Source organism: Shewanella sp. AC34-MNA-CIBAN-0136, from assembly GCF_040309945.1.
In the GTDB taxonomy this organism is placed as follows: Bacteria; Pseudomonadota; Gammaproteobacteria; order Enterobacterales; family Shewanellaceae; genus Shewanella.
In genome coordinates this window covers 18,844-44,865 of record NZ_JBEOPJ010000024.1, presented here as the reverse complement: position 1 = coordinate 44,865, position 26,022 = coordinate 18,844, and the positions used below count along the sequence as shown (strand labels likewise).

Sequence of the window (26,022 nt, the reverse complement as noted above, 5' to 3'; positions counted from 1 at the left end):
GAGATAACAAACGCCTTTCAAACAGCCCTTTGCCTTACTAACTGCGTTAAATGAACTTGCAATAGGCCAGCTATTAACGCGTTAATTCGCCCTGTTAGTAAAACAAATGACAAGCTTGATAGTGGTTAAGCTATAAGCTTATGATCTTTATGGTTTTATTATTATCTCTTATCCCGAGTTTAGGTTAAGTTCTGTTGTTCTGCTAAATGCACTTCACAGGCAGCCATCAAGGTTTTGTGCCATTGAGTTTGTGGGTCGATTATCAGCGCTTCCCATCCATCGCTGCCGAGTATATCAACACTGAGAAACATCAGTGAAGTTACCATCATCTTCCCAGATACTCTAAATGTACCGATATTAGTCTCTAAACGAGAAATGGTTATTTTAGTCATGATGCAAAGTGATGAGGTAATCTGCTTGGCCGTTTTCGGTTGAGGTAAACTCACCGTGGCCGATAAATTGATGCAAGTTATCGGTACCCGAGTCAGCTATTATATTGAATTGGCTTTGTGCAACACCTTGCGAAAATACCCCATTATGTTGTAACACTATGGTGCCGGATATTTCTGGCGTGTTTATGGTTAAGTGTTCCATTCCGACAAATACCGCAGCCTCCCCATTTTGATATGACATTACATAGCGAATTTGAGCTGAACCATTGATATCACCAGAATACGTTTGGGTGATTTCGGCAATGGTTTGTTTGCTGTTATTGTCGTGTTCAGCATATGCCGATTCATTCCAAGCGGTGATTTGAAATACACCTTTTAAGACTATTTTTGTCATGTAGAGCCCTGCTTATGATGTTATTAAATACGAAGAGTTCATATAAAGTTAACATAATCATTGTCTATGACAAATGTCCAATTTATAAACAACACTCGACAGATTTTGGTAGAGGCAGTAGGATGAAACAAATTTGCCAGCAAGAGCAATGCAGTAGGATAACGCATGGAACAACGAAAAGTATTATTAGCCGGTGGTAATTTACTGCAGGCTCACACATGGAAAGGGCTACTGGAAACCAGTGGAATTGAAGTTGATCTTAAAGGTGAAGCACTCATTGGTGGTGTAGGCGGTTTACCGATTGAAATGCAAACGGTAGAATTATGGGTAGCAGACAATCAACTTGTCACTGCGCAAACCTTACTCGATTCACTCGATATTGAACAGCCTCAATGGCAATGTGTCCAATGCCATGAAATAAACGAAGGCAGTTTTGAATTGTGTTGGCAATGTAGTTCGCAAAGAAGTGAAATGCATAACGAATAAACCCGTATGATGGTTTTTTAACGTTGAAAGCCATCTTTCATGACCACATATTATTCAACATAAACGGGGTTTAATCGCGACGTAAATATTAGACGAAAAGTGTCTAAGTCAATTTACGTTTAGTAATAAAGAGCCTAGTTTATAAATATGCGCCCGTTTAGTTGAGCCACTAGGATTGCATATGTGGCTTATTTTGGCGCAATTAGCGCTTATTTATGTAAATGACACCATCATAAACTCCTCGTTATAGTAAATTGCCACTAACTGCAGCAAAATTGCTTTCAAAAATCCAATAGACTCTAATGATTAAACTACTTTTAGGTTTATGACGTATGTAGTGCTAATTTGTCACAAATGAGTGATTTAACTAACTTAAGGAAACGCTATGCAACCCTCTCCAGCATTCGCCAGTTTGGTCGATTCTGTTATGCCACATGTTAGCTTGTTAACCATTGAGCAATATCAACAACAAGATCAATGGCAATTAATTGATGTGCGAGAAGATAACGAATGGTTACAAGGGCATTTACCTAATGCAAAACACCTCAGTCGTGGCATTATTGAACGTGATATAGAGCATCGTTTTCCGGATAAAAATACTCCAATATTACTTTATTGTGGCGCCGGCCAGCGTGCAGCATTATCTGCCTATAATTTACAACTTATGGGTTATACGCAAGTCGCCTCAATGGTTGGTGGCTACCGTGCTTGGATACAACATCAATTCCCTATCGTTGAAGACTGAGTAGATTAATGCAATATTTCCCTTTGTTTGTCGATACTCAAGGTTTGAAGGTCTTATTGGTTGGTGCTGGTGAAGTTGCCACACGTAAACTCGATTTGTTGTCTCGTACGGATGCTCATATTCATGTCATAGCGCCGACGGTTGCCAATGATATTGAAAACTATTATACGCAGGGGCGGATCCAGCTGTCTCGTCGTGAAGTATGTGCTGATGATATTGCCAATGTGGATATCATTTACCTTGCTACTGCCGATGAGCAATTGAATATGGATTTTGCGCAGTTGGCCACAGAGCGGGGGATTTGGGTGAATGTGGTCGATAATCCTAAATTTTGTCGATTTATTACGCCTTCGATAGTGGATAGAGGCCGGTTAGTGGTTGCGATAAGTACGGCTGGTGCCGCACCTGTTTTCGCTCGAACCATCCGTTCACGCCTCGAAACTATGCTACCGTCATCATTAGCGCCTTTATTTGATTTTGTTGCCAGCAAGCGCGAGGAAGTACAACATAAATTATTAGCAGGCAAAGATAGACGTTTATTTTGGGAACGTTTTTTTACCACTAATCAAGATAAATTCGATGCATTAACAGAACAACGTTACCTTGAGTCTTTTGAAGACTTTAGTGTTAAAGGTGAGATTCTTTTGTTAACCGAGGATACGCCGGCACATTTACTCCCTATTGCAGCAATGCCGCTGTTACAGACATTAGACGTGGTTTACAGTGATAGTGCGCTTGATAGTGAGATTAATGAATTATTAAGGCGAGACGCAAGCAGAGAAGCGGTGCCATTGTTAAGTGATATCACTCATCAATATGAACATGGATCTCGTATGTTGATAGTGTCTTCTGTTGCAAAAGTCGCCCAGTTAAGTGCGCATTTTCCAATGGCTAAACATCTACGCCCTGGCGCTATTTAACCGGATAAGTACGATGTCCTATTATGCCGAGTCTACTTTGTAGTAGACTCGGTTTTTTTATACTTGTTGGAACCTTTTATGGCTGCTAAAGCTACCGTCTTTAAAGTCTCGCTGCAGATTGCAGATATGGACCGTCATTATTATGCCGATCATCAGTTTACCTTAGCCCAACATCCGTCCGAAACCGATACGCGCATGATGGTGCGTTTACTGGCATTTGCCATTAATGCATCCGAAACTTTAGTGTTTAGTAAAGGGTTATGTGTTGATGATGAAGCTGAACTTTGGGATAAAAATCTGAGTGGTGAAATCGATCTTTGGGTTGAGTTTGGTCAAGCTGATGAGAAATGGCTTAGAAAAGCCTGTGGTCGGTCAAAACAGGTTATTCTTTATACTTATGGTGGCCGAAGTGTGCCTATTTGGTGGCAGCAGAACCAGCAAGCATTTGCTCGCTACGATAATTTAACTGTGATTAATTTTCCAGAAGATGCGGTGAAACAAATGGATGTATTTGTTAATCGAAATATGGCGTTACAAGTTAGTCTTAGCGAAGGGCAAGTGTGGTTGTCGGATGCAAATAATAGCGTGTTAATAGAGCCTGAACCGTTAAAGTAGTGGTATTTACGTTATTTGGGTTGCTATCACATTTTGCTATCATACTTACGATCACAGTAAAGTGAATTTAACCTTAATTTATCAAAAATTAATTAAATTTAATCAAATGGGTCTTGTACTAATAAAATCACAGGCAGATAATCAAATCATGCAGTGAACATCACAATAAATTATAAATCATTAATAAATATGATGTTTCACGTTTCGCGATGGTTGTTGATTAAGGATGTTATTGTGAAGAAATTAGCCCTATACCCAGTAGAAAAAATTGATGAATTAACTTCACCAGAAGCCCATGAAGATATCTCAGTACTATCTTCAGCGTTAAATGTGTTTACTGATTTTAAGAAAGTGACGCCTATGGTGATAGAATCGAGCACGTCGGCGGTTAAGGTCGAGCACTTAATGCAGAAGTCGCATGTACGTCTTAAATTAGTCATAGATGATAAAGATAAGTTTATTGGCCTAATCAGCTTTGAGTCTTTACATAATCAAGAAATATTAAAACGTGTTGCAGCTGGTCATCAGCGTGAGCATTTAAGTGTTGCAGATTTTATGATCCCTAAAGAAGATCTGAAAGCGATTGATTTTGAAGATTTAAGTTATGCTCGTATTGGTGATGTTATTGAGACATTACAATCAGCAGGACAGCAACATTGTTTAGTGGTTGACCGATCTAATCATGCTATTCGTGGTGTGCTATCTGCTAATGATATTGCTCGCCGATTAAAGCTTGCTGTCGATGTGAGTACACCAAACTCATTTGCATCTATATTTGAAGTGATTGCCAATATTCAGCAGCCTGCCGTGTTGCAAACAACACAACCTCACTATTAGATTTTTAATTATTAGTCTGCTAACTGTTAAAAAGTTAATCCATCAGAAATAAAAATAGCCACATAATGTGGCTATTTTTGTAATCAACGAAATAATATTACTGGAAGCTTAAGCTCCAAGTATCAATATATCCAGTATCTTGTCTCGCATTATCAACTGCTTTTAATGTCCATACACCACTTGATTCTACACCTGCCATATTAGCCGTATAAGTTTGGGTTAGGTTATCGGTTCCACCACCAGTGTTGTTATGCAGTACAACAGTTTGACCTGTTGGGCTAACTAACTGGATTTTTAAATCACCAATATAAGTATGAATAATTCCAATAGACACTGATACCGTTCCTGAATCGCCAGTGCGGCTAACAGTAATAGGGCTAGTGATACCACTAGTGTTGTTGTCTGGAATCGTATAATTTCCGGTATTGTTGTAGCTCGCTGGGCCGCCTGTGTTGCTGCCACCAGTGCTACCAGCGGTGTAGTTAGCCACTAAATTTACACCACTAAATGCACTATAACCTTGTAGCATCACATAGTAAGTACCAGATTGAGGCGTCGCAATTGGGCAAGACTCTGCATTACCACCTTTCCATGGACGACAGTCGTAACTGCTGCTGGTAGGTGATGCGCCATACTGCACATATAAGTCAGCATCGCCAGTGCCACCACTCATAGTGAAGCTTAAGTCTGTCGCGCCTGCAGGAACGTCTAACGAGAAATATAATTCATCGTTTTTAGCGCCAGCTAGGCCCGTTTTTTCCACGCCTTTTTCAAGTATGCTGTCACCAGAGCCTGTACCTGGATCGGTTGGACCATTACATGATTCGTCTAGATAAGCCTTTGCTGCTGTTGCATTAACCATCCCGTAACCAGTTTGGTTATCACGACCGGCAACGCTTAAGTCATCTGCTGTGGCATTTAATGCCGCACGCACTTGGCTGGCGCTACACTCTGGGTGGTAACTCCACACTAATGTTGCTACGCCTGACACATGTGGTGTTGCCATTGAGGTGCCATTGTAATATTCATAATCTCGATTGCCTTGATTACTCACAGTGGCTGACTGACCCAACTTGGCTTTAAGTGCAAGCCCCGTAGCTCGATCAACAGACATCGACGGAATCAGAATTTCACTATTAGCGTCCACTAGGAAAGGATTTTGTAACCCTGGTAGTGCAGTGTTACTGTATACAATGACACCTTTGGCACCGGCTGTTTTACAGGCTTTAACCGAGTTTATTTCAGGGTAACTTGAGCCTTGGTTGCCTACACGCTCAACAAGACAGATTTTATTGGTCATGCTACCGCAATTAAAACTGGTTCCATTTACAGTACATTCCGCTAAGGTTCCTGTTGCACTTGCGTTAATTGGTGCCGAAGTGTAGCTAGTACCTGACGGGGTTAAACGGTTGTGCGGCACTACACCATTGTTAAAGTATGACTGACCGCCAATAGTTATATCGGCTAAACGACCTTCGCCAACGGTAACCGTTGATAGAATTGCCTCGCCAGGACCTGAAATTTCAACTTGGTCTGTATACTGTGAAAAAGCGGCATGATCAAGATTGCTGTCAACCGCAGCAACAGACATTACGCTATCATAAGATGCTGGGTAGCTATAACTACTGTCGCCAGCATTACCTGCAGCTGCAATTAATAGCACCCCATTGTTATAATGAGCATTTAATGCATTACGCTCAGTTGTGGTTGAACCACTGCCACCTAAACTCATTGTGACTACGTTTGCACCACCTGAAGTAACACAGGTATCAATAGCAGCGACTAAAGACGATGAGTAGCCCCATCCGGCTTCGTTAAACACTTTTACAACATGAATATTGGCATTCTGGTTAGGCATAACCCCGACCACACCTTCATTGTTCGCTATTGCGGCAATGGTACCTGCTACGTGAGTACCATGGGCATTATTATTACCTGGTTGATACCAGTTACCTGTACCTGAGTTATTGGTCCCGGTTGCATTGTTACCACTTAAATCATTGTGGCTACGGTCATAACCAGAATCAATAATACAGATAGTACGATTACCTGCTTGGCTGTCGCTTAACACGGTCGCACCAACAAAGGTTTGTCCCCAAGGTGTTGTTTCCGCAAGCAGTCTACGGGGTAAATCCTCTTCCACGTATTCAACATCTTGACGCAAACGTAATGCTTTAAGAGAGGGAGAATCGAGTTTAACTGAGTAGCTATTACTACGACCTACACGCTTCATTTCTCGTGCCTTTACGCTGTTCAAAGCTCTAAACTGGGTAAATACTTCGTTAGAACGAGGCTCGTAATCCATGCTGTTGTCGGCTTCAACATTCACATTTTGCACAGCGGCATTGCCATTAAGAGTCTGAGCAGCATTATCATTTCTGAACTTAACGATATATCGTTTAGGTAAAGGTGATTGTTGTTCAATCTGTTGATTAGTTGCAGAGAGTTGTGACGGGGTTGGTGCTGCGTTTACTTGAGTTGAAATAGCCAAAGCGAGTGCTGTCATGCTAAGCACGACCGTTGGGTTTTTATGCTTTTTCATATTATCTTCCATGTTAATCAGGGTGGGACGTAATGTCTTTTATAATTATTTTTTACAGATAAGCTATTTTGCCTATCTGTCTAAAAGGTAACCACATTTTTGCCTGGTGTAAACAAGTTGTTAATGTTTGTTGTCAAGTAACTGGTGTTATAGAACGGATTTATTTGAGTTTTTATTCACCAACCATGACTTAACATTCACTTACAACTCGAGTTGGTAGAATGTTATCTTTCGAGCGTTAATGGAGTTAACTTTATGAAAGCGCTTAACTAGAAAGTGCATAAACGGATCCGTTTTATGCTAATAAATAATTATCTAATATTAAATGTAAAGATTTTTTTACAGGAAAAATGTAGGGAGCGAAAGCGGTAAGGTTTATCGTATTGAGATGAAGAGGATGTCAATACGATAAACTATTGTATTTACTTAATAAAACCACAGTTGCAAATGTGTGGTTTTAGATTGTTAGTGAGGTTATCGTGCTGATATTAAGCTATCAAAACCACCCGCATTATAGGTATTGGTGTAACCCTGTTTAACTAATGATTCCTGTGCAATACCACTACGGTTGCCGCTGCGGCAGTAAAGAACCACTTCGGCGTCTGTATCGATATTGAGCTTTGCCAACTCTGGGACGATAATCTCAAATGGAATATTAATCGCACCGTCAATATGTCCAGCAGCAAACTCTTCAGCAGTGCGCACATCAATTAATGTGACACCGCGGTCTATTTTTTCCCAAGCAACGCTAGACTCTTGCTCTGCAGCCCAAGTAGGCATAAGCGATGCCGCTAATAAGACCAACATCGCTAAGATAGATTGAATAGACAGCAGCATAGATTTTTTAAACACGATAATTTCCTTGTTATTTATTTAAGGCTATTTCAGCTGCAGTTTTGACGCCGAACTTTTTCATTATCATCGCAGCAGGACAAAAGCCTGTAAAAGCACTCTGAAATAGATTAGCGCCGACAAATACAGTAAGCCAGACAAAATGTGGACTAACTGTTGCGGTTAACACAAGAGATAATAAAACCATAAAGCCGGCAAAGGCCATAATATTTCGTTCTAATGACATGTTTAGCTCCTTATTGGGCGATGCCCAGTGAATAATATAATTTTGTTACACATGCTTATGTTTCATTACTGAAAAATACAACACTGGAATCACCACCAAGGTTAAAATAGTTGAGATAAAAATCCCAAATATTAAACTAATGGCTAAACCGTTAAAAATAGGGTCATCAATAATAAATAATGCCCCAATTATTGCTGCTAATGCTGTCAACATAATTGGCTTTGCCCTTACCGCGCCAGAGTGGATAACCGCTTGTTCTAACGGAACGCCTGCGGCAGTTTGTTGATTAATGAAATCAACCAGTAAAATTGAGTTTCGGACAATAATGCCTGCTAGCGCTATCATGCCTATCATAGAAGGAGCCGTGAATTGAGCGCCTAATAAAGCGTGCCCAGGCATAACACCTATGATGGTTAATGGAATGGGCGCCATGATGATTAACGGCACGATATAAGATTTAAATTGACCCACAACAAGTAAGTAAATAGCAATCATACCAACGGCATAAGCAATGCCCATATCGCGGAAGGTTTCATATGTTATTTTCCATTCACCATCCCATAGAATCGACACGTCGGTTAATCCATCAGGTTGATTAACCAAATTTTGTTGAATTGGATAACTAGTGTCACCTTGTTCATTTTGCTGATTAATCTGGCTGACCATATCGAACATGCCATAAAGTGGGCTACCCGTTGGCCCTGCCATATCGGCAATAACCATGATCATAGGCACCATATTTTTATGGATAATGGGTGCATTAATCACTTGTTGTTGCACCTTAACTAATTCAGTTAGCGGTACTGTTTCACCTGATTGAGTCGGTAGGCGTAATAACAAGACTTGCTTTAGATCTACTTTAGCGGCTTCATCAAGCTGTAATCTAATCGGCGTGGGATGAGCTAACTGTGCTTGATGCAAGTAACTGACATCCTTACCATCAACAGCAGTGCTGATCGTATCCACAATACTGGCGTAAGAAACACCCATTAAGCTGGCTTTATTTCGATCAATGATCACTTGCCACTTTTGTTGTTGCGCTGGCAAATATATATCCATATCAACGACGTATTCGGTATCTCTGAAACGTTGCAATAAGTCATTGGCTGCTTGTTCACGTAATTCGGTGTTAGGCGCATAAACCTCAGCAACTATAGGCGACCAAACCGGTGGCCCTGGTGGTACCTCAACAATTTTGATATTGGCTTGATAACGTAGACCAATTTTTTGCAACGGCTCGCGTACAGATGATGCAATGGTATGACTGTCGCGGTCTCGATGTTTTTTATCCACTAGATTGACCTGAATTTCACCGAGTTCTTGGCTGCTGCGTAAAAAATAATGTCGTACTAAGCCATTAAAATTCATAGGTGCATGGGTGCCCGCGTACAACTGTAAATGCTCAACTTCTTCTACACTGCTGAGATATTGACTGAGATCTTGTAATACTCTTTGAGTTTGTTCCACAGGGGTGCCTTCAGGCATATCAACCATTACCTGAAACTCAGATTTATTATCAAAAGGCAGCATTTTTAGTACTACAGCTTGCATTACAGGTAAGGCGATAGCGAAGACAATCAATAATACGATCCCTAAAGCCAAGCCTTTTCGCGCTTTTGGCGCATGTTCGCCGAGTAAAAAAGGACTCATTATTCGCGTAAATAGACGCGTTAATCGATTGTCTTCTTCTACTGGGATACTTGTGTCAGGCGCTTTATTGTTTGAACTATGTATCTTTTTGTGAGGTTTTAACAATATGCGGCTTAACCATGGGGTCATAATAAACGCGATTAATAGTGAAATAATCATTCCCATACTGGCATTAATCGGAATTGGGCTCATGTATGGACCCATTAGTCCGGATACGAATGCCATTGGTAATAGGGCGGCGATAACGGTGAAGGTAGCTAATATCGTTGGCCCACCGACTTCATCAACGGCATGAGGGATGAGCTCGCTTATGGGTTTATCACTCATTGCCATATGCCGATGAATATTCTCTACCACCACGATGGCGTCATCGACCAAGATACCAATGGAGAATATAAGTGCGAACAATGAAATTCGGTTTAGGGTGAATCCCCATGCCCAAGATGCAAATAAGGTTATGGCGAGAGTAATGATAATGGCTACACCAACGACGGCAGACTCACGAAGTCCCATGGTGAAAAATACCAGTAGTACTACCGCAGATGTGGCAAAAATCAATTTGAAAATAAGTGTATTAGATTTATCTCCAGCGGTTTTACCGTAGTTGCGAGAGATAGCGACATTGACATTATTGGGAATTAATACGTTATCGACAGCATCGATTTTAGCTAATACGGCATCTGCAATGTCGACGGCATTTTGCCCCGCCTGTTTACCAATCGCGATGGTTATAGCCGGGTAGGTCCCCTTATCTGTTACGTGCCAAACATGTTGTTTAGGAATATCACTTTTAAGGCTCACATCGGCGACATCAGATAAATAAACTGCACGAGGAAATGGACTTTTCTCCGTTATAGATTCGGGTTGATTAACTTTAATCAGCAGATTATTAACATCATCTGGCGTGCGTAAAAACTGCCCCGCTTGCAGTTTTATTTCTTGATTAAACTGTGTCATAGAGCCGACTGTAGACAGTTGGTTATTATCTTGTAATGTGGCACTAATATCGTTGAACGTTACGCCGAAACTGTTCATCTTGACAGGATCAATACGCACATTTAACACCATCTCGTGGCCACCTTGGCTATAAATCTCTCGAGTACCCGGTATCCGTTTTAGCTCTGTTTCTAGGCCCGATGCGACCAAGGTAAGCTGCTCTGCAGTGATGTTTGGATCTTGAGACCAGAGCGTTAACCCCACTATAGGTACGTCGTCAATACCTCTAGGTTTGATTAACGGCTCACCAATGCCTGCTGCATGGTTAAACTTATCGCTGTTTGAATACAGTTGATTGTACAAATTAACCACAGCTTCATCTCGTGGAACGCCGACGTCAAAAATAGCGATAATGAGCGCGCCATCGGGCTGGGAAAATGAGTACAGGGTATCAATGCCTTTTATTTGAGAAATTATCCGTTCTGCAGGTAAGGTGACCTGATTTTCAACCTCCGTCGGTGTGGCTCCAGGGTAGGGGATAAACACATCAGCAAAAGTCACATCAATTTGAGGTTCTTCTTCTTTGGGGGTAATAATCACCGCAAAAAGGCCGAGTAATAAACCTAGAATAGCCAGTAATGGGGTAATGGCACTGTGTTGAAATGCTTTTGCTATTGAGCCTGAAAGGCCAAGTTTTATCGATTCATTAGGTGTTGTCATCAGGTTTACTCCTGACCTTTCGCTGCTGAGGACATAATTAAATATCGTCCAGCATCGATAACAATTTCATCGCCTTCCATTAACCCGGATAATACTTCAGCAGTATTATTCTGATGGTCTATTCGGCCGATACGCACTTGGTTAAGCACAATCTTGTCTGAATGTTTACGATACACCGACGTTAAGTCACTGACTTGATGTATGGCCGATAATGGGATCATTAAACTCGTTCGACTAGGGAAGTTAACGACTACCTTAATCCACTGGCCTACAATGACGTCTTCCATGTTACTGGCATCAATATTGACTCTGACTTGATGCTGATGAGTTAACGGATCGGCAAATTGATAGACGTTAACATCATTTGAAATGATTTCATCGCCGTTGAACAATTGAACACTCACTTGCTCCTGTTGTTGCACCTGAGCAACGTCTTGCTGGGGAATTTGAAATACAGCTCTAAGGTGTTGAGTATCGTAGCCAGAGAACAACGCTTGGCCGTAAGATATGGTTTCACCTTGTTCGATAAATCGATGGGTCATTCGGCCACTAAAAGGCGCACTCACGACAGTGTAATTTAAACTCTCTTTGGCCTTTATTAACTGTGCTTGAGCAGCACTGACTGCTTGTTTGCTGGATTTTGCTTTTGCAGTGGCTTCATCCATGGCACCTTTTGATATGGCGCCCTTGGGAAACAATGTTTTATAACGAAGATATTGTGCTTGGGCCTCACTGTTTAGCGCTTCTGCTTTAGCGAGATCCGCTTCTGCCCCCGCGTATCCTGCGCCTTGCTCTTTATTGGTGATTTCTAATAATGCAGCGCCTTGTGGGACGAGATCATTCACATCAAAATGAATATTAATAATCCGCCCAGAGGTTTGTGCAGAAATCGTTGCCGCTTTAATTGCTTCAATTTTTGCATCATAAATACGGGGTTGATATTGTTCTGAATACTCTAGCTTTAATGTAGCAACATCAGAGGCTTGCACTGTATAGGATACTATTGTGGCTAGTACCGTTGTTGCGAGAATTGTGCCGAGGAATAAATTATTAGATAAGCGAGACATAGTGATAGCCTAATGTGAAGTCTATAAGAAAATTCTAATGGACTTTGCACCGTTAAGCAACCGATATATTGTAAAATCGTATAGATTAGAACCCTATGATATAAATGGCATAAAAAAACCGCCAATTAACAATAAAAGGCGGCTTGGTTGGAAACTTTTAGCCCGTGGTGAGCGGACTAAAAAAGGGTAAATACTGCTAATTAAAAACTGTAGTTATATTGTACTGAGTAGTAAACCGCATTTGAACGCGTTTGTGCTGAAATCTCACTGTTGTAGCCAGGCACTTGAGCAAGAAGGTTACTATTTTCTAGTACAGTAACATCTTCTCCGCGTACAAAAGCGATACCTAAATCAACGCTTGATTTTGCATTTAAATCGTAACTCACACCCGCGGTGTACCAAGTACGATCAGAATCAGGTATTGATAATGATGAATGCTGATTAACTACGCCCTGATCGGTTGCGACACCTGCGCGTAAAGTCCAGTCTTGAGTGAGGTTATAAGTCGCGCCTAGGCTTAAGAACCACGAATCTTTCCAGTGGTATTCTTTTAAATCTGCTTGGTCGACACCATTGGCACCATCTTTAACCACGATTTTGTCGAATGCACTCCAATTAGTCCACTGTGCAGTGTAATGCACGGCAAATTTATCCGTTAGCTGGTGGAAACCGGCAAACTGAGCAATATCAGCGATAGGAATATCAATTTCATTGTATTCAGTGTAAAGATAATTTACATCACCTTTGGCGGTAAGTTTTGGGCTAATACGATAACTTAAACCAAAGCGATTATCTGGATTAACTTCATACACAACACCAACAATCCCACCTAATGCCCAACCATCTGCATCGACATCGACTAGACTGCCAATCTGTGGGTTTTCGCTAGTACGAGTTAAGGTTCCGCTGCCGTAAACGGCATCAACACCAAAACCAAAACTGAACTCATCATTAATGCGATAAGACATACTGGTGTTGAAGTTAATAGTAACCACTTCTGTATTACCGAGTAAGTCTACTGGAGGTGGCAGTGGTACTGCATTGCCGCTAATGGTAGGGGTTCTGTTTGCCAAGTCACCTAAATCGGTGCCAGTGCCGTAGTTACTGAATACCGCAACGCCAAACGCCATTTTGTCATTAATTGGATTGATGTAATAAAAATTGGGGATAACTTTTGCTTCTGCTGCATTATGCTCACTACCAAAAGCAACGTCTTGTCCGGCAAAACTGCCTTGTGCATCAGATACTGATACATCAATGTCTGCATAAACAACACCTAAAGATAGCGCTGTTTCATCAAAAAGAGCCATGGCTGCAGGATTACGAGATAGAACCGATGCGTTGTCAGCAATAACGGCATCACCCGCCATTGCACGACCAATACCAGTAGCAGATTGGCTGTTTAACTGAAAACCAGCAGCGGATGCTTGTGCACTGAGTAGGCCTACCGCGGTAGCAATGAGGGTCTTGTGGAATTTATTCATTATTATGTCCCATTTATTATTACCGTTTTGCACAAAGTTTATTCACTTCAAGCATTTGACGGCCAAAATTTTAGGCATATTAGGTAAGTGTGACTAATGTAACAACTCCGACCAGATGTTAGTTGTTGTTAATATTAAGTTAATTCTGGTTTTTAATGGTGAAGTAGGTGTTTGATAGCATGGCAGTATATGTAAATTTATCAGCAGTTTTAGACAACCATTACTGTGCAGTTAGCTTAAGTTAAAGTTTATTCATAGTGGATTTTAGAGACTAATCAGATGAGATTTATCGAAGCTTGTTAGGTCATTCGTTGGTATTGACACTCGATTATAAGATTAGTAGCTCAACCTCTGCAATTACAGCGGTTGAGCTATTAAAATGACTAATACAGCCTTTTATTGGAGTTTATTGTGTTTTTAAAGATTCACGAAAATCGGCAAAGTCGGCGATAGTTTTCGGTGTTGGTGGTGACATTTTACTGACGATTACCCCCACTAACATTGCGAAAATAAATCCAGGGACGATTTCATACAACTCAAAAATACCGCCAGTCAGTTGTTTCCACACGACAACGGTAAGAGCACCCACTAGAATGGTTGATATCGCACCATTACGGCTATAACCTTGCCAAAAGAGTGATAATAACACCACGGGACCAAATGCAGCTCCAAACCCAGCCCATGCATAACTGACGAGTCCTAATACGCTGCTTTCAGGATTAAGTGCAACAACGCCGGCTACTAATGCAATGGCAATAACGCCAATACGGCCTACTAACATTAACTCTTTACTGCTGGCTTGTGGACGTAACCATTTAAGGTAAAAGTCTTCTGTGATGACACTAGAGCAAACCAGTAATTGTGAGTCAATAGTACTCATAATGGCAGACAAAATAGCTGCAATCAGCAAGCCGCCAATCCATGGATTAAAAGCGGCATGGGCTAAATGAATAAATACTGTTTCTGAGTTCTCAAGTGGCTCTGCAGCAAAATAAAGACTACCGGCAATACCCGTTGCTAAGGCACCAACTAACGACACTAACATCCAGCTCATGGCGATACGACGAGATAACACTAAATCTTTTGGACTGCCGATAGCCATAAAACGAGACAAAATATGCGGTTGGCCGAAATAACCTAATCCCCACGCCAATAGCGACACGAGTCCAATGACGGTGGTGTTTTCGTTAATAAACGACAACATAGCAGGATCAATTTGTTCAAAACTTGCTTGAGTATCGGGTTGGCTGAAAATTGCAATGGGTACAATTAATAATGCAATTAACATTAAGCAGCCTTGAAAGAAGTCAGTCCAGCTGACGGCAAAAAATCCACCTACGAAAGTATAAGAAACAATGATGAATGAACCGATCAGTAAGGCGAGGTTATAATCGAGGCCGAATACTTTTTCAAATAATATCGCACCGCCCACCATGCCTGAAGAAGCATAGAAAGTGAAAAAGATCAGGATCGTTAATGCCGAAACCAATTTCAATAGTCCATGAGAGTCATTAAAACGGTTTTCAAAAAAATCGGGTAACGTCAAAGAATTATTGGCAACTTGGGTATAAATTCGCAGTCGTTTTGCAACAAATAACCAATTAAGCCACGCACCAAACACTAACCCAAATCCAATCCAGGCTTCACCTAAACCACTTAAATACACCGCGCCAGGTAAGCCTAATAACAACCAACCAGACATATCTGATGCGCCAACACTTAACGCTGTTACTGCGGGCCCCATTTTGCGACCACCGAGAATGTAATCATCAACAGTGTCTGTTTTACGATAAGCCCAGTAACCGATACCCATCATTAAGGCAAGATATCCGATAAAGGTAATGATGATTGGTGTTTGAATTTCCATATTGCTTCCAGGTGATTATTTTTATGGTCGACATGCTAGCAGAAGTTTGATCTAGTTCACACTTTGATTTTTTAAGATGAAAAAAAATCCGCTATTCCAATGAAGTAGCGGATTTTAAATCATTAATTTATAAATTATATAAAGGTATTTTCAACTTCTTTTTTGACAAACTCAAGGTCAGAAGCGGGCTCGCCCACTAACACCATATAGGCGTCGGCTGTTTGAAAACTTTGGCCTTTGTATTGATTGTCTGCAAATGCTTCTTCTAACACAATACGACTTTCGACGGGCACAATAAACAAAGTGACTTTGTTTCCGTTCTCGTCAGCCATCACTAAATGCAATGATTTAACACCTTGGAAGTCGCAATAAGAGGTGTAAAAAACACGGCCTGGTTGTTGGATAAATTTCGAATCACTTAATCCTTCTAAACTGGCTAGTTTAAAGTTTACGTCATTAAAACCAATATCCTGTTCCATCACTAATGCTTTGGTTTCATGATGAACATGAGCCAACGAGTTTTCCCCTAAGTTTACTGGCGTGAAGCGTAATAAACTAAAGCTAACTCCCACAATAAAGGCAACTGAAGCAGCCATTGCCATTAAGTAACGGGTCTGTTTTTTGTTTTTTTGATGCTGACTCAATTGCTGTCGTAAAATTAACTTATCAGCAAGCCCATCAGGCACGCTAATATTGAGTGCTTGAGTGAGTCTATGATCAAATGCTTGTAGATCTTTGACAAATTTAGCATCGTCTTCATTTTCAGCTAAATGAGCTAAAAAATCGTCGGCTTGATTATTGGGGTCACCGTATGCATGGCGACGAAACTGTAGATCATCCATTTGATTGACCTCTTACCTCTGGTGCTTCGAGAGCGTCTTTTAACTGGTTTCTGGCTCTAAATAAACGGGTCATTACCGTATTTCGATTGAGTTCTAGCATGGTGGCAATCTCTTCACCACTAAACCCGCCAATCAGCTGCAATAACAACGGCTCTCGATATTCGATATCGAGTTTACCTATTTGACGACGTAACCAATACTGCTCGGTATCTTCTTCATGACTTGTCGATAGTACATCTTCAAGTAAATCTTGTTCTACGTCGCTGTAGTCAAATTGTTTACGCTCAAAACGTCTGGCATTTTCCCGTCTTAAAATGGTAATTAGCCAGGCTTTAGCCGCTTTTTCGTCATTTAATGAGTCCAAAGAACGCCACGCCCTTAAGAACGTTTCTTGAGTAATATCTTCAGCAACATGTTTATCACCACACAACCAAAAGGCGTAGCGAAATATGTCGGTGTGAAGAGCCCTGACAAGGCTATCGTATCGTCGTTGTTTTGTTAGCATCTCAGATAAGACCGCAGGTTCGGACTTTTTCTTTCGCAATGAATCAAACATTTTTTAACTTTTTTGAGTTAATAATATGTAACAGCTTAAAAAGGAGGAGGATTAATAGCAAGCTAAATAGCAGCATCTAGCTACTATTTAGCTTTTTAATGTTATGGATTTAGCTCTGCTATTATTGATTTTTTATTGGCGAGAGGGGGGTGTTGATAAGCCAAAATGGCATCCATTAACGATTTTTTATCAATCGCTTGTGGTTTATTGCTGTATTTGTCTGCTTGTAGCTTATTCATTGCTAACGCTAATTGTTCTGATAAACCGCTGATTTGAGTCAAAGTCATCAATTTACCTAAACGTTCGCTAAAGTAGGCTTGTACCGCAATAATCGCCGCACTGCTGTCGTTACGGTCGCATGCATGAATAATTGCATTGAGTCCAGTCGTTGCTGTTTTTCTAGGTATTTTGAGGTTTTTATTGTCTTGATTAAATTGTGGCAACGTGCGGTTTACCGATGCTGCTTTACGCCATAATACTAAAGTGATGAGCCATAATACCGCCAGAACAGCACTCAGTAACGGCCAATATCCGCTGGCTTGAACTGCGCTAAAACTATCCGCTGGTGGAATATCTGTCGTAGCCGTTGTGCTGCCTATAACGTTAATCGTGCGGGCTGGCAATGTGGCAAATTGTTGCTTTTTAAGATGTGGGTTCCACCAAGGAACATTTATCTCAGGTAGAGTATAAGTACCTGGTTTTGTTGGCACAATAGCAGTAGTGATACTGTATTGTGATACCACTTGATTGTCGCGAACAAAAGTTTGTCTTAACGGCTTTTCTGGATAAGCTTTTAAGCCGTCGGCCAGTGGAATATCGATGTCGGGTAAACTAGTGTCATCGGTATTAGATGCAATTAAACTAATTGTGCGGGTAATTGGGCTGCCCACTTCAAATTCGTTGATATCGTCTGGCCACGTCTCTTTTAATACCGCAATATCGCTGACTAACCATTTTCCTTGGTAACTTGGCGGTGTTGAATTGATTTGAATGACTTTTCTTTCCGCTTCTGTTTGCATTGGCCGACTTTCATTAAAGCCAAACATACCTCCGCGTCTAGGGGCTTCAACAAGTACATCGCCTGAGAAACTGGCGCCATTGATAACTAACTCCCCTGGCAGATCGGCAATAATACCGTAAGTGCGTTCAATGACTCTAAAGCGACGGCCATCAATGATCTCACTGCCATCTTTGTCTTCGCCTATTTGCTTGATTTGCGCGCCTTCAATAACGGGAGCACTTAATACTCCTCGTTGTAATTCTACTGCAAGGTATAGTTTTACTTTATAAGTGATTAATTGGCCGACATAAGCTTCTGAGGCACTAGTGTTGATGTTAATAAATACGTTTTGTACTTCGTCGGCAGTTGAACCTTGTGGAATAACTTTTAAGGTAATTGGGTTTGAGCTAATTCCTTTGATGTTAAACGCCGGTATGGTGACATTGCCCACTGACTTAGGTGACAATAATACCTGCCAGCGAGTTTCTTTGGTGGTGTCAAAGTTAACCATTTTAGTGCTGCGGCCAACGCTAGTTCTTCCAACAATAAAGTCATCGAGCAATACTGAGGTATCTAATGCCCCCGCATTTAGATCATCATCGGCAATAATATCGAGTACGAAATACTCGCCTGTAACAATTGGATTTCGGTCTATGGTTGCTTGTACTTGGCTAAGTGCAAATACCGGTGCAGCAATGATGAATAGCAATAGGCTAAAAAAAGTTCTGATTACCACTGTTCATTTTCCTTAGGCGGTTGACTATTTTGACGACGTTTTAGATATTCAAGCTGCATTTTATTGCGGATTAACACTTGTGGATCTTCGTTTATGGCGCGAAGGGCACGTTGCATATCTGCAGGCAAATCATCTTGATTAATTTGTGAAGCCGAGATCATTTCTGATGGTTTGCCATCTTTTATGTCTTCTGCACTTGGCTCTGTTGAAGACTGTGCAGTCCCCATTTTTTGGTTGCCATCATCTTGTTGGTCTCCATTTTTAGTCGCACTGGCCTGCATGCTAGATTCGTTACTAGCGGGAGAATCTTGCGTTGAATCATCTTGCTGTGAAGTGTTGTTATCTTCAGAGGTTGATGATTGTTGATCCGAACCATTTTGTTGCTGACCATTTTGCTGTTGTGCTTCGTTTTGTGACGATTCGGATTGTTTATCATCTTGTTGTTCATCGCGGTCTGATGGCTGATCACTTTGTGATTGCGGTTTATTATTATCAGATGAACGATCATTTTTATTGTCAGATTGGTTTTCAGCATTCTGTTGTTGGTTTTGTTGGCCAGATTGGTCTTGTTGACCTTGTTGGTTTTCCTGTTCTCCAGACTGTGATTCGTCGGAATCTGCTTGTTGAGATCCATTTTCATCGGAAGATTGTTCTGATGTAGAGTTGTCATCATTTGAGTTAGATGGATCTTGCTCTGATTTATCAGATTGCTGATCTGATGACTCTTTTTGTTGTTCAAGCAATTGCTGGGCTAAGGTCAAATTCTGTTTTGCTTCAGTAAACGGTGATTGAGCCGCAATAGCTTGTTGATAACGCTTAATGGCCTCTTGATAATCTTTAAGCTGCATTAGGGCATTACCTTGGTTATATAAACCTTGGGCGCTGCTGTCTTGTTCATAGCCTTCTAGCGCTTGTTGGTAATTACCTGCTTTGTATTGCGCAGAGGCTTGCCATTGTTGGTTTTCGAATGTTTCCGCTGCTTGGGTAAATTCACCTTGTTCAAATGCAGACTGTGCTTGTTGGTCTTTAGTTTTCCATAAGTCCTGCCACACAGAGGCTTGTGCTGGTTGACTGTTGGCTAGACTAAATGTCATTGCCGTAGCGAATAGCAAGCTAGGGCTAAGCATGAGGGTTAATAATCCTTGCCTAAAACTCATTAACATCGGGATGATTAATAGCATAGCTAAATATGGACCCAGATCTTGCCAAGTTTCGCCAGCAAGATCCGTTTCGGTTGCCTTGCCATCAGTTGCCAGCCAGTGGGTGAGGGTGGAGATATCGCTACCATCTGTTTGAGCTGGCACAAGGATCCCTTGGTGTTGTTGGACAAGTTTCTGTAATAGACCGTAATCGGTTTTAGCGACGACGATTTCATTACTATTATCACGCAATAATTGACCATCAGCTAAACGAATGGGTGCACCTTGTTTACTGCCAAAAGCCATGATCGATAAACGATAACGGCTGTTAAGTGCGCTGCTTGTTTGATTAAATTGTTGTGCAGAAATGCCATCGGTCATGACAATAATATCGCCACTGACATGACCACCTTGAGCCAATAGTTTTTCTGCCAGAGATAACGCCGCTGTTAAGTTAGATCCTTTAGTGGGCATAATATCGGGTGATAATGTTGGCAGTAAGTTTAAAATAGTGTCACGGTCGCGGGTTAACGGGCTAATGGTATAAGCATCACCAGCATAGGCAATCAACCCTGTTTCGCCTTCTTTTAATTCATTTAATAAGTCGGTCGCTCTAAATTTAGCGTAGGACAAGCGATTTGGACTTAAGTCGGTGGCATACATGGACTGAGACATATCCATAATGAGCACTCGACCTTGTTCGGTTGCAAATACTGGCAGATTTTGTTTGTTTAATGCCGGCCCTGAAAGCGCAATCACGGCGACTATCCAACTGGCAATTAATAGCCATTTGGGCTGATGACTTTTCTCAACCGTTTGGCTGATTAGTAACTGACTTAAATGTGGGGCGATATATTGTTTCCATGCTGATTGCTGGCTATGTTTACGCCAAAATAATGCACTTAATATTAATACCGGGATGAACCCTAATAGCCATTCAGGGCGAATGAAATGGATCATTATTGATTCGCCTCTTTGGTTTGGTTAGTTTTAGTCTGGTTGGTTTTAGCCAATAACTGGGCAGGCCATTGTTGCTGCAAACTGATTAAAAAACTAATCAGTAATGACATTAATAACGGCCAATAAAATAACTCACTTTTGGGACGATAACTCAATTGATCACGACTCACCGGTTCTAACTTGTCTATTTCTTGATAAATGCTGGCTAACTCTTCACTGTTTCGGGCTCTAAAATAACGCCCCTTAGTCATGGCAGCTAATTTTTTGAGTTGGCCTTCGTCTAAGTCCATTGATGGATTAATGCGCTCTTTTCCAAAAATAGTTCGGCGTTCTAATATTTCAGCGCCAACCCCGATAGTATAAATAGTGATGTTACGTTTCGCGGCAATTTGTGCGGCGACTTCTGGTTCAATATTACCTGCATTATTAGAGCCATCCGTTAACAGAATGAGCACTCGATTACTTTCGTCAACTTTATCAAAGCGCTTAACCGCAAGGGCAATGGCTTCACCGATAGCGGTTTGCTTGCCGACTAAACCTATCTGAGCATCATCTAAAAATGTAGCAACAGAGCGGCGGTCTAAGGTGAGTGGGGCTTGTAAATAAGCATGATCAGCAAATAAAATAAGTCCGAGTCTGTCACCTTTACGACGTTCGATAAAGTCACTAAGTACATGTTGTATTAGGGTAAACCTGTTAACAGTTTGTCCATTTATGACCATGTCTTCAATTTGCATACTGCCGGATAAATCCACCGCAATCATTAAATCACGGCCTTTTGCCGGTAATTCTATGGGATCGCCAAGCCACTGTGGTCGAGCGATTGCTAACAACAACAATATCCACATTAGCCAGTAACGTTTTCTGCTGCTTTTTCGGTTTACTGAGCTGGACACTGTAACCGTTGTAGCGATGCCGGGTAGCTGTAGATGTCCGCCGACATTATGTATGTTGATGCGTTTTATCAACAACGGAAGCGGCAGTAAGATTAATAACCATGGCCAATAAAATGCTAGCATTTGGCCTCCAGATATGAATTATTGGATGATAACGTTGTATCACTAAAAGGACGTTTATTGCTTAGCCAGGCTTTCGCTAAAGATTTTAATTGAGCTTTTTCGGTTTGATCTAAACCACTTGCTTGATGTCGCTTAATTAATAGTTGACCAATTTTATGTTGCTGGCCAGAGGCGAGGCGAGTATCTAACCAATCAAACCAAGGCTGACCGTTGAGTTTAGCGAGGTGTTCACGCGGTAAATAGGTAAGTGCGGTGCGTTTGAGTAAGCTGTTAACCTGTGCTGCAAAGGTATCATCTTCAATATCATAGCTATCTAGTAACGTCAGCGCGATTTTTCGTGGTGCATGATATTGATGTTGTTTATATAAACGCTTAACTAACCAGATTGCTAAGGTTATTAATATTGTTGCAATTATCCAATATCCAGGTGCGATAGGCACTGCACTAATTGGCTCTGGTAATACAATATCTTGCATTTGCGCTAAAGCGGAGGCTTTGGCGTCAATCGGCAATGGCTGTGTTGGTAAGTTAGCAGTGGTCATTTAACGTAAAATATCCAATTGTGCACTGAGCGGTTTAGCGGCATCGATGAATTTAGGTTGTACTTTTATCATATTCATTAATGAGACGAATTGCTGTAACTGCTGTTGCTGAGTACTTAACCAGGCTTCATAACTTTGACGTGTTAGGGTCAGTTGTTGTTGGCCATCTCGTACGGGTAAAGAAAATTGTTTGGGTAACGCTAAGGTTCCCTGCCTTAATGGATCGGTTACCACAAAGGCACCAATATCACAGTGACGCGACAACTCTGTTAAAGGCGCTAAACATTGCTGGTTGATATGTTGGCCGTCAGTAATAATCCAAATCAGTGACCCAGGCTTAGCAATGCGCTGTAGCCGTTGGCAGGCTTTAAACATATGGCCGGGATCGGGTGATAATTGATTTATTTGGTTTAATTGTTGTTGATGGACATTAATTAACCCTGAGGTTAACTGTAAAATACCTTGACGGCGACTACGTGGCTTTAGCTCTAAGTGAGTACTTTCACTGGCAATTAATGCCCCGAGTCTATCGCCATGGTTAATGGCATTCCAACCTAACGTTGTGGCTAAATGAGCCACTTGTACCGATTGTAATAGTAGCTGGGAGCCAAAGTATAAGCTGTGGCTCAAGTCTATCAATAGCAGGATAGGGCGTTCGCGTTCTTCAACAAACAACTTAGTATGTGCAACACCTGTTCGTGCAGTGACTCGCCAGTCTATAGTACGAACGTCATCTCCATTTTGGTAATGACGTACTTCAGCAAACTCCATACCGCGGCCTTTTATTTGGCTGCTTCGGTGACCAGACAATGCTGCTTTCGCCCGCGATTTGCGATCGGGTATGGCGCGGGATAAGCTTTGACAAGCAATAAGCTCTTGCTCATTTAAGCTCACACCATCACTGTAAAGTGGTAATGAATTAGTTGGGTTCATCATAATCTAATCATGCTTAATAATAGGTGCTCGTGCTGCAACATTTACGGTACGGCAACTTGACTAAGAATGTGATCAATCACCTGATCTGCCGTAACGCCTTCCGCTTGCGCTTGATAACTGAGTAACAAACGGTGACGTAACACATTAGGCGCAACAGCTTGAATGTCTTCTGGTGAAACAAAGTCTCGTTCATGTAACCAAGCACGCGCTCTGGCGCAACGTTCCAGTGAAATTGTGGCGCGAGGACTGACACCATATTCAAGCCATTTAGCTAAATCAGCACTGTAGCGCGCAGGTTGTCGAGTCGCCATCACAATTTCAACGATGTATTTCTCTAACGGTTCAGCTAAGTAAATATCTAATGCCTGATCTCTTGCTGCAAACACATCGGCTTGTGCGACGGGGTCTATCCTAGGCAACTGATGTGTTTTGGCCTCTTTACGCGATTGGCGTAAGATTTCGACTTCGGTTTCTGCGCTAGGATAATCGAGATTTAAGTGCATTAAAAAACGATCTAATTGCGCTTCTGGCAGCGGATAAGTACCTTCGTTTTCTAGCGGATTCTGTGTAGCCATCACTAAGAATAGTGGTGGTAAAGGATAACTATTTTTACCAACGGTAACCTGGCCTTCAGCCATGGCTTCTAATAGCGCTGACTGAACTTTAGCTGGGGCACGATTAATTTCATCTGCTAGGATTAGATTATGGAAAATTGGCCCCGCTTCAAATTCGAATGTCCCTGTTTGCTGACGATAAATATCAGTGCCAGTTAAATCGGCAGGCAATAAATCGGGAGTGAACTGAATACGATGAAACTCGCCTTCTACTCCATCACATAATGCTTTTACTGCACGAGTTTTGGCTAAGCCAGGAGGACCTTCAACTAATAAATGTCCGTTTGCGATAAGTGCTATCAGCAAGTTCTCAGTTAATACGGGTTGACCTAAGACAACATTATCTAAATAGGTGCGTAGTGAGTGGAAACGACTTAACGGCATAGCTGTACTCAATTTATTTAGTTGGCATTGGGATTATTACACCCTATGTTATGAATTCTATTGGTTTTTGGCTAGTAGGATTAACACAATTTAACTCTTTATGAAGTAGATAGTTGTAAACGCCTGTTTAAAACTATTCAATAAAAAGTTAGAATCAGGTCACACTTTGATGGTCTGACCAGATTATCTGGCAAAATAAAAATTTACCGGCAGAGCCGAGATAAGCTAACAATAATAGAGGGTGACACATGAGTGATAGACAACAAGTAACAAATTCCCGGGGTGAGCGCATTGCGATTGTTGCCGGTTTAAGAACACCATTTGCAAAGCAAGCAACCGCCTTTCATGGCGTATCAGCGCTAGATATGGGCAAAATGGTGGTTAATGAGTTGCTGTCTCGCTCTGAAATCGACTCTCAGTTAATTGAGCAGCTTGTCTATGGTCAAGTTGTGCAAATGCCTGCAGCACCCAATATTGCTCGTGAAATTGTACTAGGTACTGGCATGAATGTGTCAACAGATGCTTACTCTGTCACCCGAGCTTGTGCAACCAGTTTTCAGTCGGCGGTTAACGTAGCTGAATCAATTATGACCGGCAATATTGAAATCGGCTTAGCTGGTGGGTCTGACTCGTCTTCAGTACTACCTATTGGAGTATCAAAAAAGCTTGCACATGCTTTAGTCGATTTAAATAAAGCGCGTACTTTTAAGCAAAAATTTGCGATTGCACGTCGTTTAGGCTTGAAAGACCTGATGCCGGTACCGCCAGCGGTTGCTGAGTATTCAACGGGTTTGTCTATGGGGCAAACCGCAGAACAAATGGCTAAGACTTACAACATTAGCCGTGCAGATCAAGATGCATTAGCGCATCGTTCACATACATTGGCTACTGAAACGTGGAATTCTGGCGTGCTTCAACAAGAAGTGATGACAGCTCATATTCCACCTTACAAACAGTTTATTGATCGTGATAATAATATTCGTGAAAACTCTGTATTAGAGTCTTACGCCAAATTGCGTCCCGCATTTGACCGTAAGCACGGTACCGTTACTGCCGCCAACAGCACGCCATTAACCGATGGTGCATCGGCCATTATTTTAATGAGTGAAGGTCGTGCTAAAGCCTTAGGGTATCAACCTATTGGTTACATCAAGAGTTATGCGTTTACGGCCATCGATGTATGGCAAGACATGTTAATGGGGCCTTCGTATGCGACGCCATTAGCATTAAAACGTGCTGGAATGGAATTAGAAGATTTAACGCTGATTGAAATGCACGAAGCATTTGCGGCACAAACATTGGCCAATATGCAGATGTTTGGTTCTAAAAAGTTTGCAGCAGAGAAGCTGGGTCGCAATCGCGCGATAGGCGAAATAGACATGAGTAAGTTTAACGTATTAGGCGGTTCATTAGCCTATGGTCATCCTTTTGCGGCAACCGGTACGCGTTTGATTACCCAAGTGTGTAATGAACTTAAGCGTCGTGGTGGTGGTACTGGTTTAGCAACTGCTTGTGCTGCTGGCGGTTTAGGTGTGGCAATGATTTTGGAGGTGGAGTAATG

Annotated in this window: 23 protein-coding genes; 6 read left to right on the top strand and 17 right to left on the bottom strand. The window is 41.6% G+C overall.

Annotated elements, in window-relative coordinates; all coding sequences use genetic code 11:
- Positions 1 to 179: 179 nt before the first annotated feature.
- The gene (locus AAEY94_RS18880) at positions 180 to 392 is read right to left on the bottom strand and encodes a hypothetical protein (RefSeq protein WP_350979616.1); all 213 of its coding nucleotides are present in this window, start codon (positions 390 to 392) and stop codon (positions 180 to 182) included.
- The gene (locus AAEY94_RS18875; RefSeq protein ID WP_350979614.1) at positions 385 to 786 is read right to left on the bottom strand and encodes a DUF3224 domain-containing protein; all 402 of its coding nucleotides are present in this window, start codon (positions 784 to 786) and stop codon (positions 385 to 387) included. Before AAEY94_RS18875 ends, AAEY94_RS18880 begins: the two co-directional genes overlap by 8 nt.
- Before the next feature lie 165 nt (positions 787 to 951).
- Here AAEY94_RS18875 and AAEY94_RS18870 point away from each other — a divergent pair, with 165 nt between their 5' ends.
- From AAEY94_RS18870 to AAEY94_RS18850, 5 genes are all read left to right on the top strand, one after another.
- Positions 952 to 1,272, top strand: a complete 321-nt coding sequence (locus AAEY94_RS18870; RefSeq protein ID WP_101086574.1) for a putative signal transducing protein — start codon at positions 952 to 954, stop codon at positions 1,270 to 1,272.
- 385 nt (positions 1,273 to 1,657) lie between these two features.
- The gene (locus tag AAEY94_RS18865) at positions 1,658 to 2,017 is read left to right on the top strand and encodes a rhodanese-like domain-containing protein (protein WP_162023543.1); all 360 of its coding nucleotides are present in this window, start codon (positions 1,658 to 1,660) and stop codon (positions 2,015 to 2,017) included.
- An 8-nt stretch (positions 2,018 to 2,025) separates the two neighbouring features.
- Positions 2,026 to 2,937 carry a precorrin-2 dehydrogenase/sirohydrochlorin ferrochelatase family protein gene (locus AAEY94_RS18860; protein WP_101086576.1) on the top strand — a complete coding sequence of 304 codons (912 nt, stop codon included), beginning with the start codon at positions 2,026 to 2,028 and terminating at the stop codon, positions 2,935 to 2,937.
- A gap of 78 nt (positions 2,938 to 3,015) precedes the next feature.
- Complete coding sequence (locus tag AAEY94_RS18855; RefSeq protein ID WP_350979611.1) at positions 3,016 to 3,552, top strand: YaeQ family protein; 537 nt, start codon at positions 3,016 to 3,018, stop codon at positions 3,550 to 3,552.
- Positions 3,553 to 3,786: 234 nt separating this feature from the next.
- Positions 3,787 to 4,389 (top strand): CBS domain-containing protein, encoded by a 603-nt coding sequence (locus tag AAEY94_RS18850; protein WP_242445127.1) that lies wholly within the window; start codon positions 3,787 to 3,789, stop codon positions 4,387 to 4,389.
- 97 nt (positions 4,390 to 4,486) lie between these two features.
- Here the strand turns inward: AAEY94_RS18850 and AAEY94_RS18845 are convergent, their stop codons facing one another.
- The 15 genes from AAEY94_RS18845 to AAEY94_RS18775 all read right to left on the bottom strand — a co-directional run bounded on the left by AAEY94_RS18845 (position 4,487) and on the right by AAEY94_RS18775 (position 24,461).
- Positions 4,487 to 6,931, bottom strand: a complete 2,445-nt coding sequence (locus AAEY94_RS18845; RefSeq protein ID WP_101086579.1) for a S8 family serine peptidase — start codon at positions 6,929 to 6,931, stop codon at positions 4,487 to 4,489.
- 474 nt (positions 6,932 to 7,405) lie between these two features.
- A complete protein-coding gene (locus AAEY94_RS18840) occupies positions 7,406 to 7,783 on the bottom strand; it encodes a rhodanese-like domain-containing protein (RefSeq protein WP_101086580.1) in 378 nt (125 codons plus the stop codon).
- A gap of 13 nt (positions 7,784 to 7,796) precedes the next feature.
- Positions 7,797 to 8,009: a YgaP family membrane protein gene (locus tag AAEY94_RS18835; RefSeq protein WP_101086581.1), complete on the bottom strand. Its 213-nt coding sequence runs from the start codon at positions 8,007 to 8,009 to the stop codon at positions 7,797 to 7,799.
- A gap of 45 nt (positions 8,010 to 8,054) precedes the next feature.
- Complete coding sequence (locus tag AAEY94_RS18830; RefSeq protein WP_350979607.1) at positions 8,055 to 11,315, bottom strand: efflux RND transporter permease subunit; 3,261 nt, start codon at positions 11,313 to 11,315, stop codon at positions 8,055 to 8,057.
- 5 nt (positions 11,316 to 11,320) lie between these two features.
- The gene (locus AAEY94_RS18825; protein ID WP_350979605.1) at positions 11,321 to 12,382 is read right to left on the bottom strand and encodes an efflux RND transporter periplasmic adaptor subunit; all 1,062 of its coding nucleotides are present in this window, start codon (positions 12,380 to 12,382) and stop codon (positions 11,321 to 11,323) included.
- Between the two features lie 200 nt (positions 12,383 to 12,582).
- Positions 12,583 to 13,866 carry an OmpP1/FadL family transporter gene (locus AAEY94_RS18820; protein WP_101086584.1) on the bottom strand — a complete coding sequence of 428 codons (1,284 nt, stop codon included), beginning with the start codon at positions 13,864 to 13,866 and terminating at the stop codon, positions 12,583 to 12,585.
- A gap of 406 nt (positions 13,867 to 14,272) precedes the next feature.
- The gene (gene putP / locus AAEY94_RS18815) at positions 14,273 to 15,733 is read right to left on the bottom strand and encodes a sodium/proline symporter PutP (RefSeq protein WP_182744553.1); all 1,461 of its coding nucleotides are present in this window, start codon (positions 15,731 to 15,733) and stop codon (positions 14,273 to 14,275) included.
- A gap of 134 nt (positions 15,734 to 15,867) precedes the next feature.
- Positions 15,868 to 16,575: a DUF3379 domain-containing protein gene (locus tag AAEY94_RS18810; RefSeq protein ID WP_101086586.1), complete on the bottom strand. Its 708-nt coding sequence runs from the start codon at positions 16,573 to 16,575 to the stop codon at positions 15,868 to 15,870.
- Positions 16,568 to 17,131 (bottom strand): sigma-70 family RNA polymerase sigma factor, encoded by a 564-nt coding sequence (locus AAEY94_RS18805; protein WP_011638133.1) that lies wholly within the window; start codon positions 17,129 to 17,131, stop codon positions 16,568 to 16,570. The genes AAEY94_RS18810 and AAEY94_RS18805 overlap by 8 nt, the downstream gene beginning before the upstream one ends.
- Before the next feature lie 101 nt (positions 17,132 to 17,232).
- Positions 17,233 to 18,867, bottom strand: a complete 1,635-nt coding sequence (locus AAEY94_RS18800) for a BatD family protein (RefSeq protein ID WP_350979602.1) — start codon at positions 18,865 to 18,867, stop codon at positions 17,233 to 17,235.
- The gene (locus tag AAEY94_RS18795) at positions 18,861 to 20,966 is read right to left on the bottom strand and encodes a VWA domain-containing protein (RefSeq protein ID WP_350979600.1); all 2,106 of its coding nucleotides are present in this window, start codon (positions 20,964 to 20,966) and stop codon (positions 18,861 to 18,863) included. Before AAEY94_RS18795 ends, AAEY94_RS18800 begins: the two co-directional genes overlap by 7 nt.
- Complete coding sequence (locus AAEY94_RS18790; protein WP_101086589.1) at positions 20,966 to 21,985, bottom strand: vWA domain-containing protein; 1,020 nt, start codon at positions 21,983 to 21,985, stop codon at positions 20,966 to 20,968. Before AAEY94_RS18790 ends, AAEY94_RS18795 begins: the two co-directional genes overlap by 1 nt.
- Entirely contained in the window at positions 21,979 to 22,527 is a 549-nt protein-coding gene (locus tag AAEY94_RS18785; RefSeq protein ID WP_101086590.1) for a DUF4381 domain-containing protein, read from the bottom strand. Before AAEY94_RS18785 ends, AAEY94_RS18790 begins: the two co-directional genes overlap by 7 nt.
- Positions 22,528 to 23,463 (bottom strand): DUF58 domain-containing protein, encoded by a 936-nt coding sequence (locus AAEY94_RS18780; protein WP_101086591.1) that lies wholly within the window; start codon positions 23,461 to 23,463, stop codon positions 22,528 to 22,530. It lies immediately after the preceding gene.
- A 41-nt stretch (positions 23,464 to 23,504) separates the two neighbouring features.
- Positions 23,505 to 24,461 (bottom strand): AAA family ATPase, encoded by a 957-nt coding sequence (locus tag AAEY94_RS18775; RefSeq protein WP_350979597.1) that lies wholly within the window; start codon positions 24,459 to 24,461, stop codon positions 23,505 to 23,507.
- Between the two features lie 248 nt (positions 24,462 to 24,709).
- Here AAEY94_RS18775 and fadI point away from each other — a divergent pair, with 248 nt between their 5' ends.
- Positions 24,710 to 26,020, top strand: a complete 1,311-nt coding sequence (gene fadI, locus AAEY94_RS18770) for an acetyl-CoA C-acyltransferase FadI (protein WP_059744448.1) — start codon at positions 24,710 to 24,712, stop codon at positions 26,018 to 26,020.
- The last annotated feature ends 2 nt before the right edge of the window (positions 26,021 to 26,022 follow it).

Bases quoted from the DNA above. Each gene is read 5' to 3' on its own strand.
- putP (WP_182744553.1), bottom strand. From the start codon at position 15,733: ATGGAAATTCAAACACCAATCATCATTACCTTTATCGGATATCTTGCC.
- AAEY94_RS18785 (WP_101086590.1), bottom strand. From the start codon at position 22,527: ATGACCACTGCTAACTTACCAACACAGCCATTGCCGATTGACGCCAAA.
- AAEY94_RS18810 (WP_101086586.1), bottom strand. From the start codon at position 16,575: ATGGATGATCTACAGTTTCGTCGCCATGCATACGGTGACCCCAATAAT.
- AAEY94_RS18860 (WP_101086576.1), top strand. From the start codon at position 2,026: ATGCAATATTTCCCTTTGTTTGTCGATACTCAAGGTTTGAAGGTCTTA.
- AAEY94_RS18875 (WP_350979614.1), bottom strand. From the start codon at position 786: ATGACAAAAATAGTCTTAAAAGGTGTATTTCAAATCACCGCTTGGAAT.
- AAEY94_RS18820 (WP_101086584.1), bottom strand. From the start codon at position 13,866: ATGAATAAATTCCACAAGACCCTCATTGCTACCGCGGTAGGCCTACTC.
- fadI (WP_059744448.1), top strand. From the start codon at position 24,710: ATGAGTGATAGACAACAAGTAACAAATTCCCGGGGTGAGCGCATTGCG.
- AAEY94_RS18865 (WP_162023543.1), top strand. From the start codon at position 1,658: ATGCAACCCTCTCCAGCATTCGCCAGTTTGGTCGATTCTGTTATGCCA.
- AAEY94_RS18845 (WP_101086579.1), bottom strand. From the start codon at position 6,931: ATGAAAAAGCATAAAAACCCAACGGTCGTGCTTAGCATGACAGCACTC.
- AAEY94_RS18835 (WP_101086581.1), bottom strand. From the start codon at position 8,009: ATGTCATTAGAACGAAATATTATGGCCTTTGCCGGCTTTATGGTTTTA.
- AAEY94_RS18825 (WP_350979605.1), bottom strand. From the start codon at position 12,382: ATGTCTCGCTTATCTAATAATTTATTCCTCGGCACAATTCTCGCAACA.
- AAEY94_RS18795 (WP_350979600.1), bottom strand. From the start codon at position 20,966: ATGATCCATTTCATTCGCCCTGAATGGCTATTAGGGTTCATCCCGGTA.
- AAEY94_RS18870 (WP_101086574.1), top strand. From the start codon at position 952: ATGGAACAACGAAAAGTATTATTAGCCGGTGGTAATTTACTGCAGGCT.
- AAEY94_RS18830 (WP_350979607.1), bottom strand. From the start codon at position 11,315: ATGACAACACCTAATGAATCGATAAAACTTGGCCTTTCAGGCTCAATA.
- AAEY94_RS18805 (WP_011638133.1), bottom strand. From the start codon at position 17,131: ATGTTTGATTCATTGCGAAAGAAAAAGTCCGAACCTGCGGTCTTATCT.
- AAEY94_RS18775 (WP_350979597.1), bottom strand. From the start codon at position 24,461: ATGCCGTTAAGTCGTTTCCACTCACTACGCACCTATTTAGATAATGTT.
- AAEY94_RS18780 (WP_101086591.1), bottom strand. From the start codon at position 23,463: ATGATGAACCCAACTAATTCATTACCACTTTACAGTGATGGTGTGAGC.
- AAEY94_RS18880 (WP_350979616.1), bottom strand. From the start codon at position 392: ATGACTAAAATAACCATTTCTCGTTTAGAGACTAATATCGGTACATTT.
- AAEY94_RS18790 (WP_101086589.1), bottom strand. From the start codon at position 21,985: ATGCTAGCATTTTATTGGCCATGGTTATTAATCTTACTGCCGCTTCCG.
- AAEY94_RS18855 (WP_350979611.1), top strand. From the start codon at position 3,016: ATGGCTGCTAAAGCTACCGTCTTTAAAGTCTCGCTGCAGATTGCAGAT.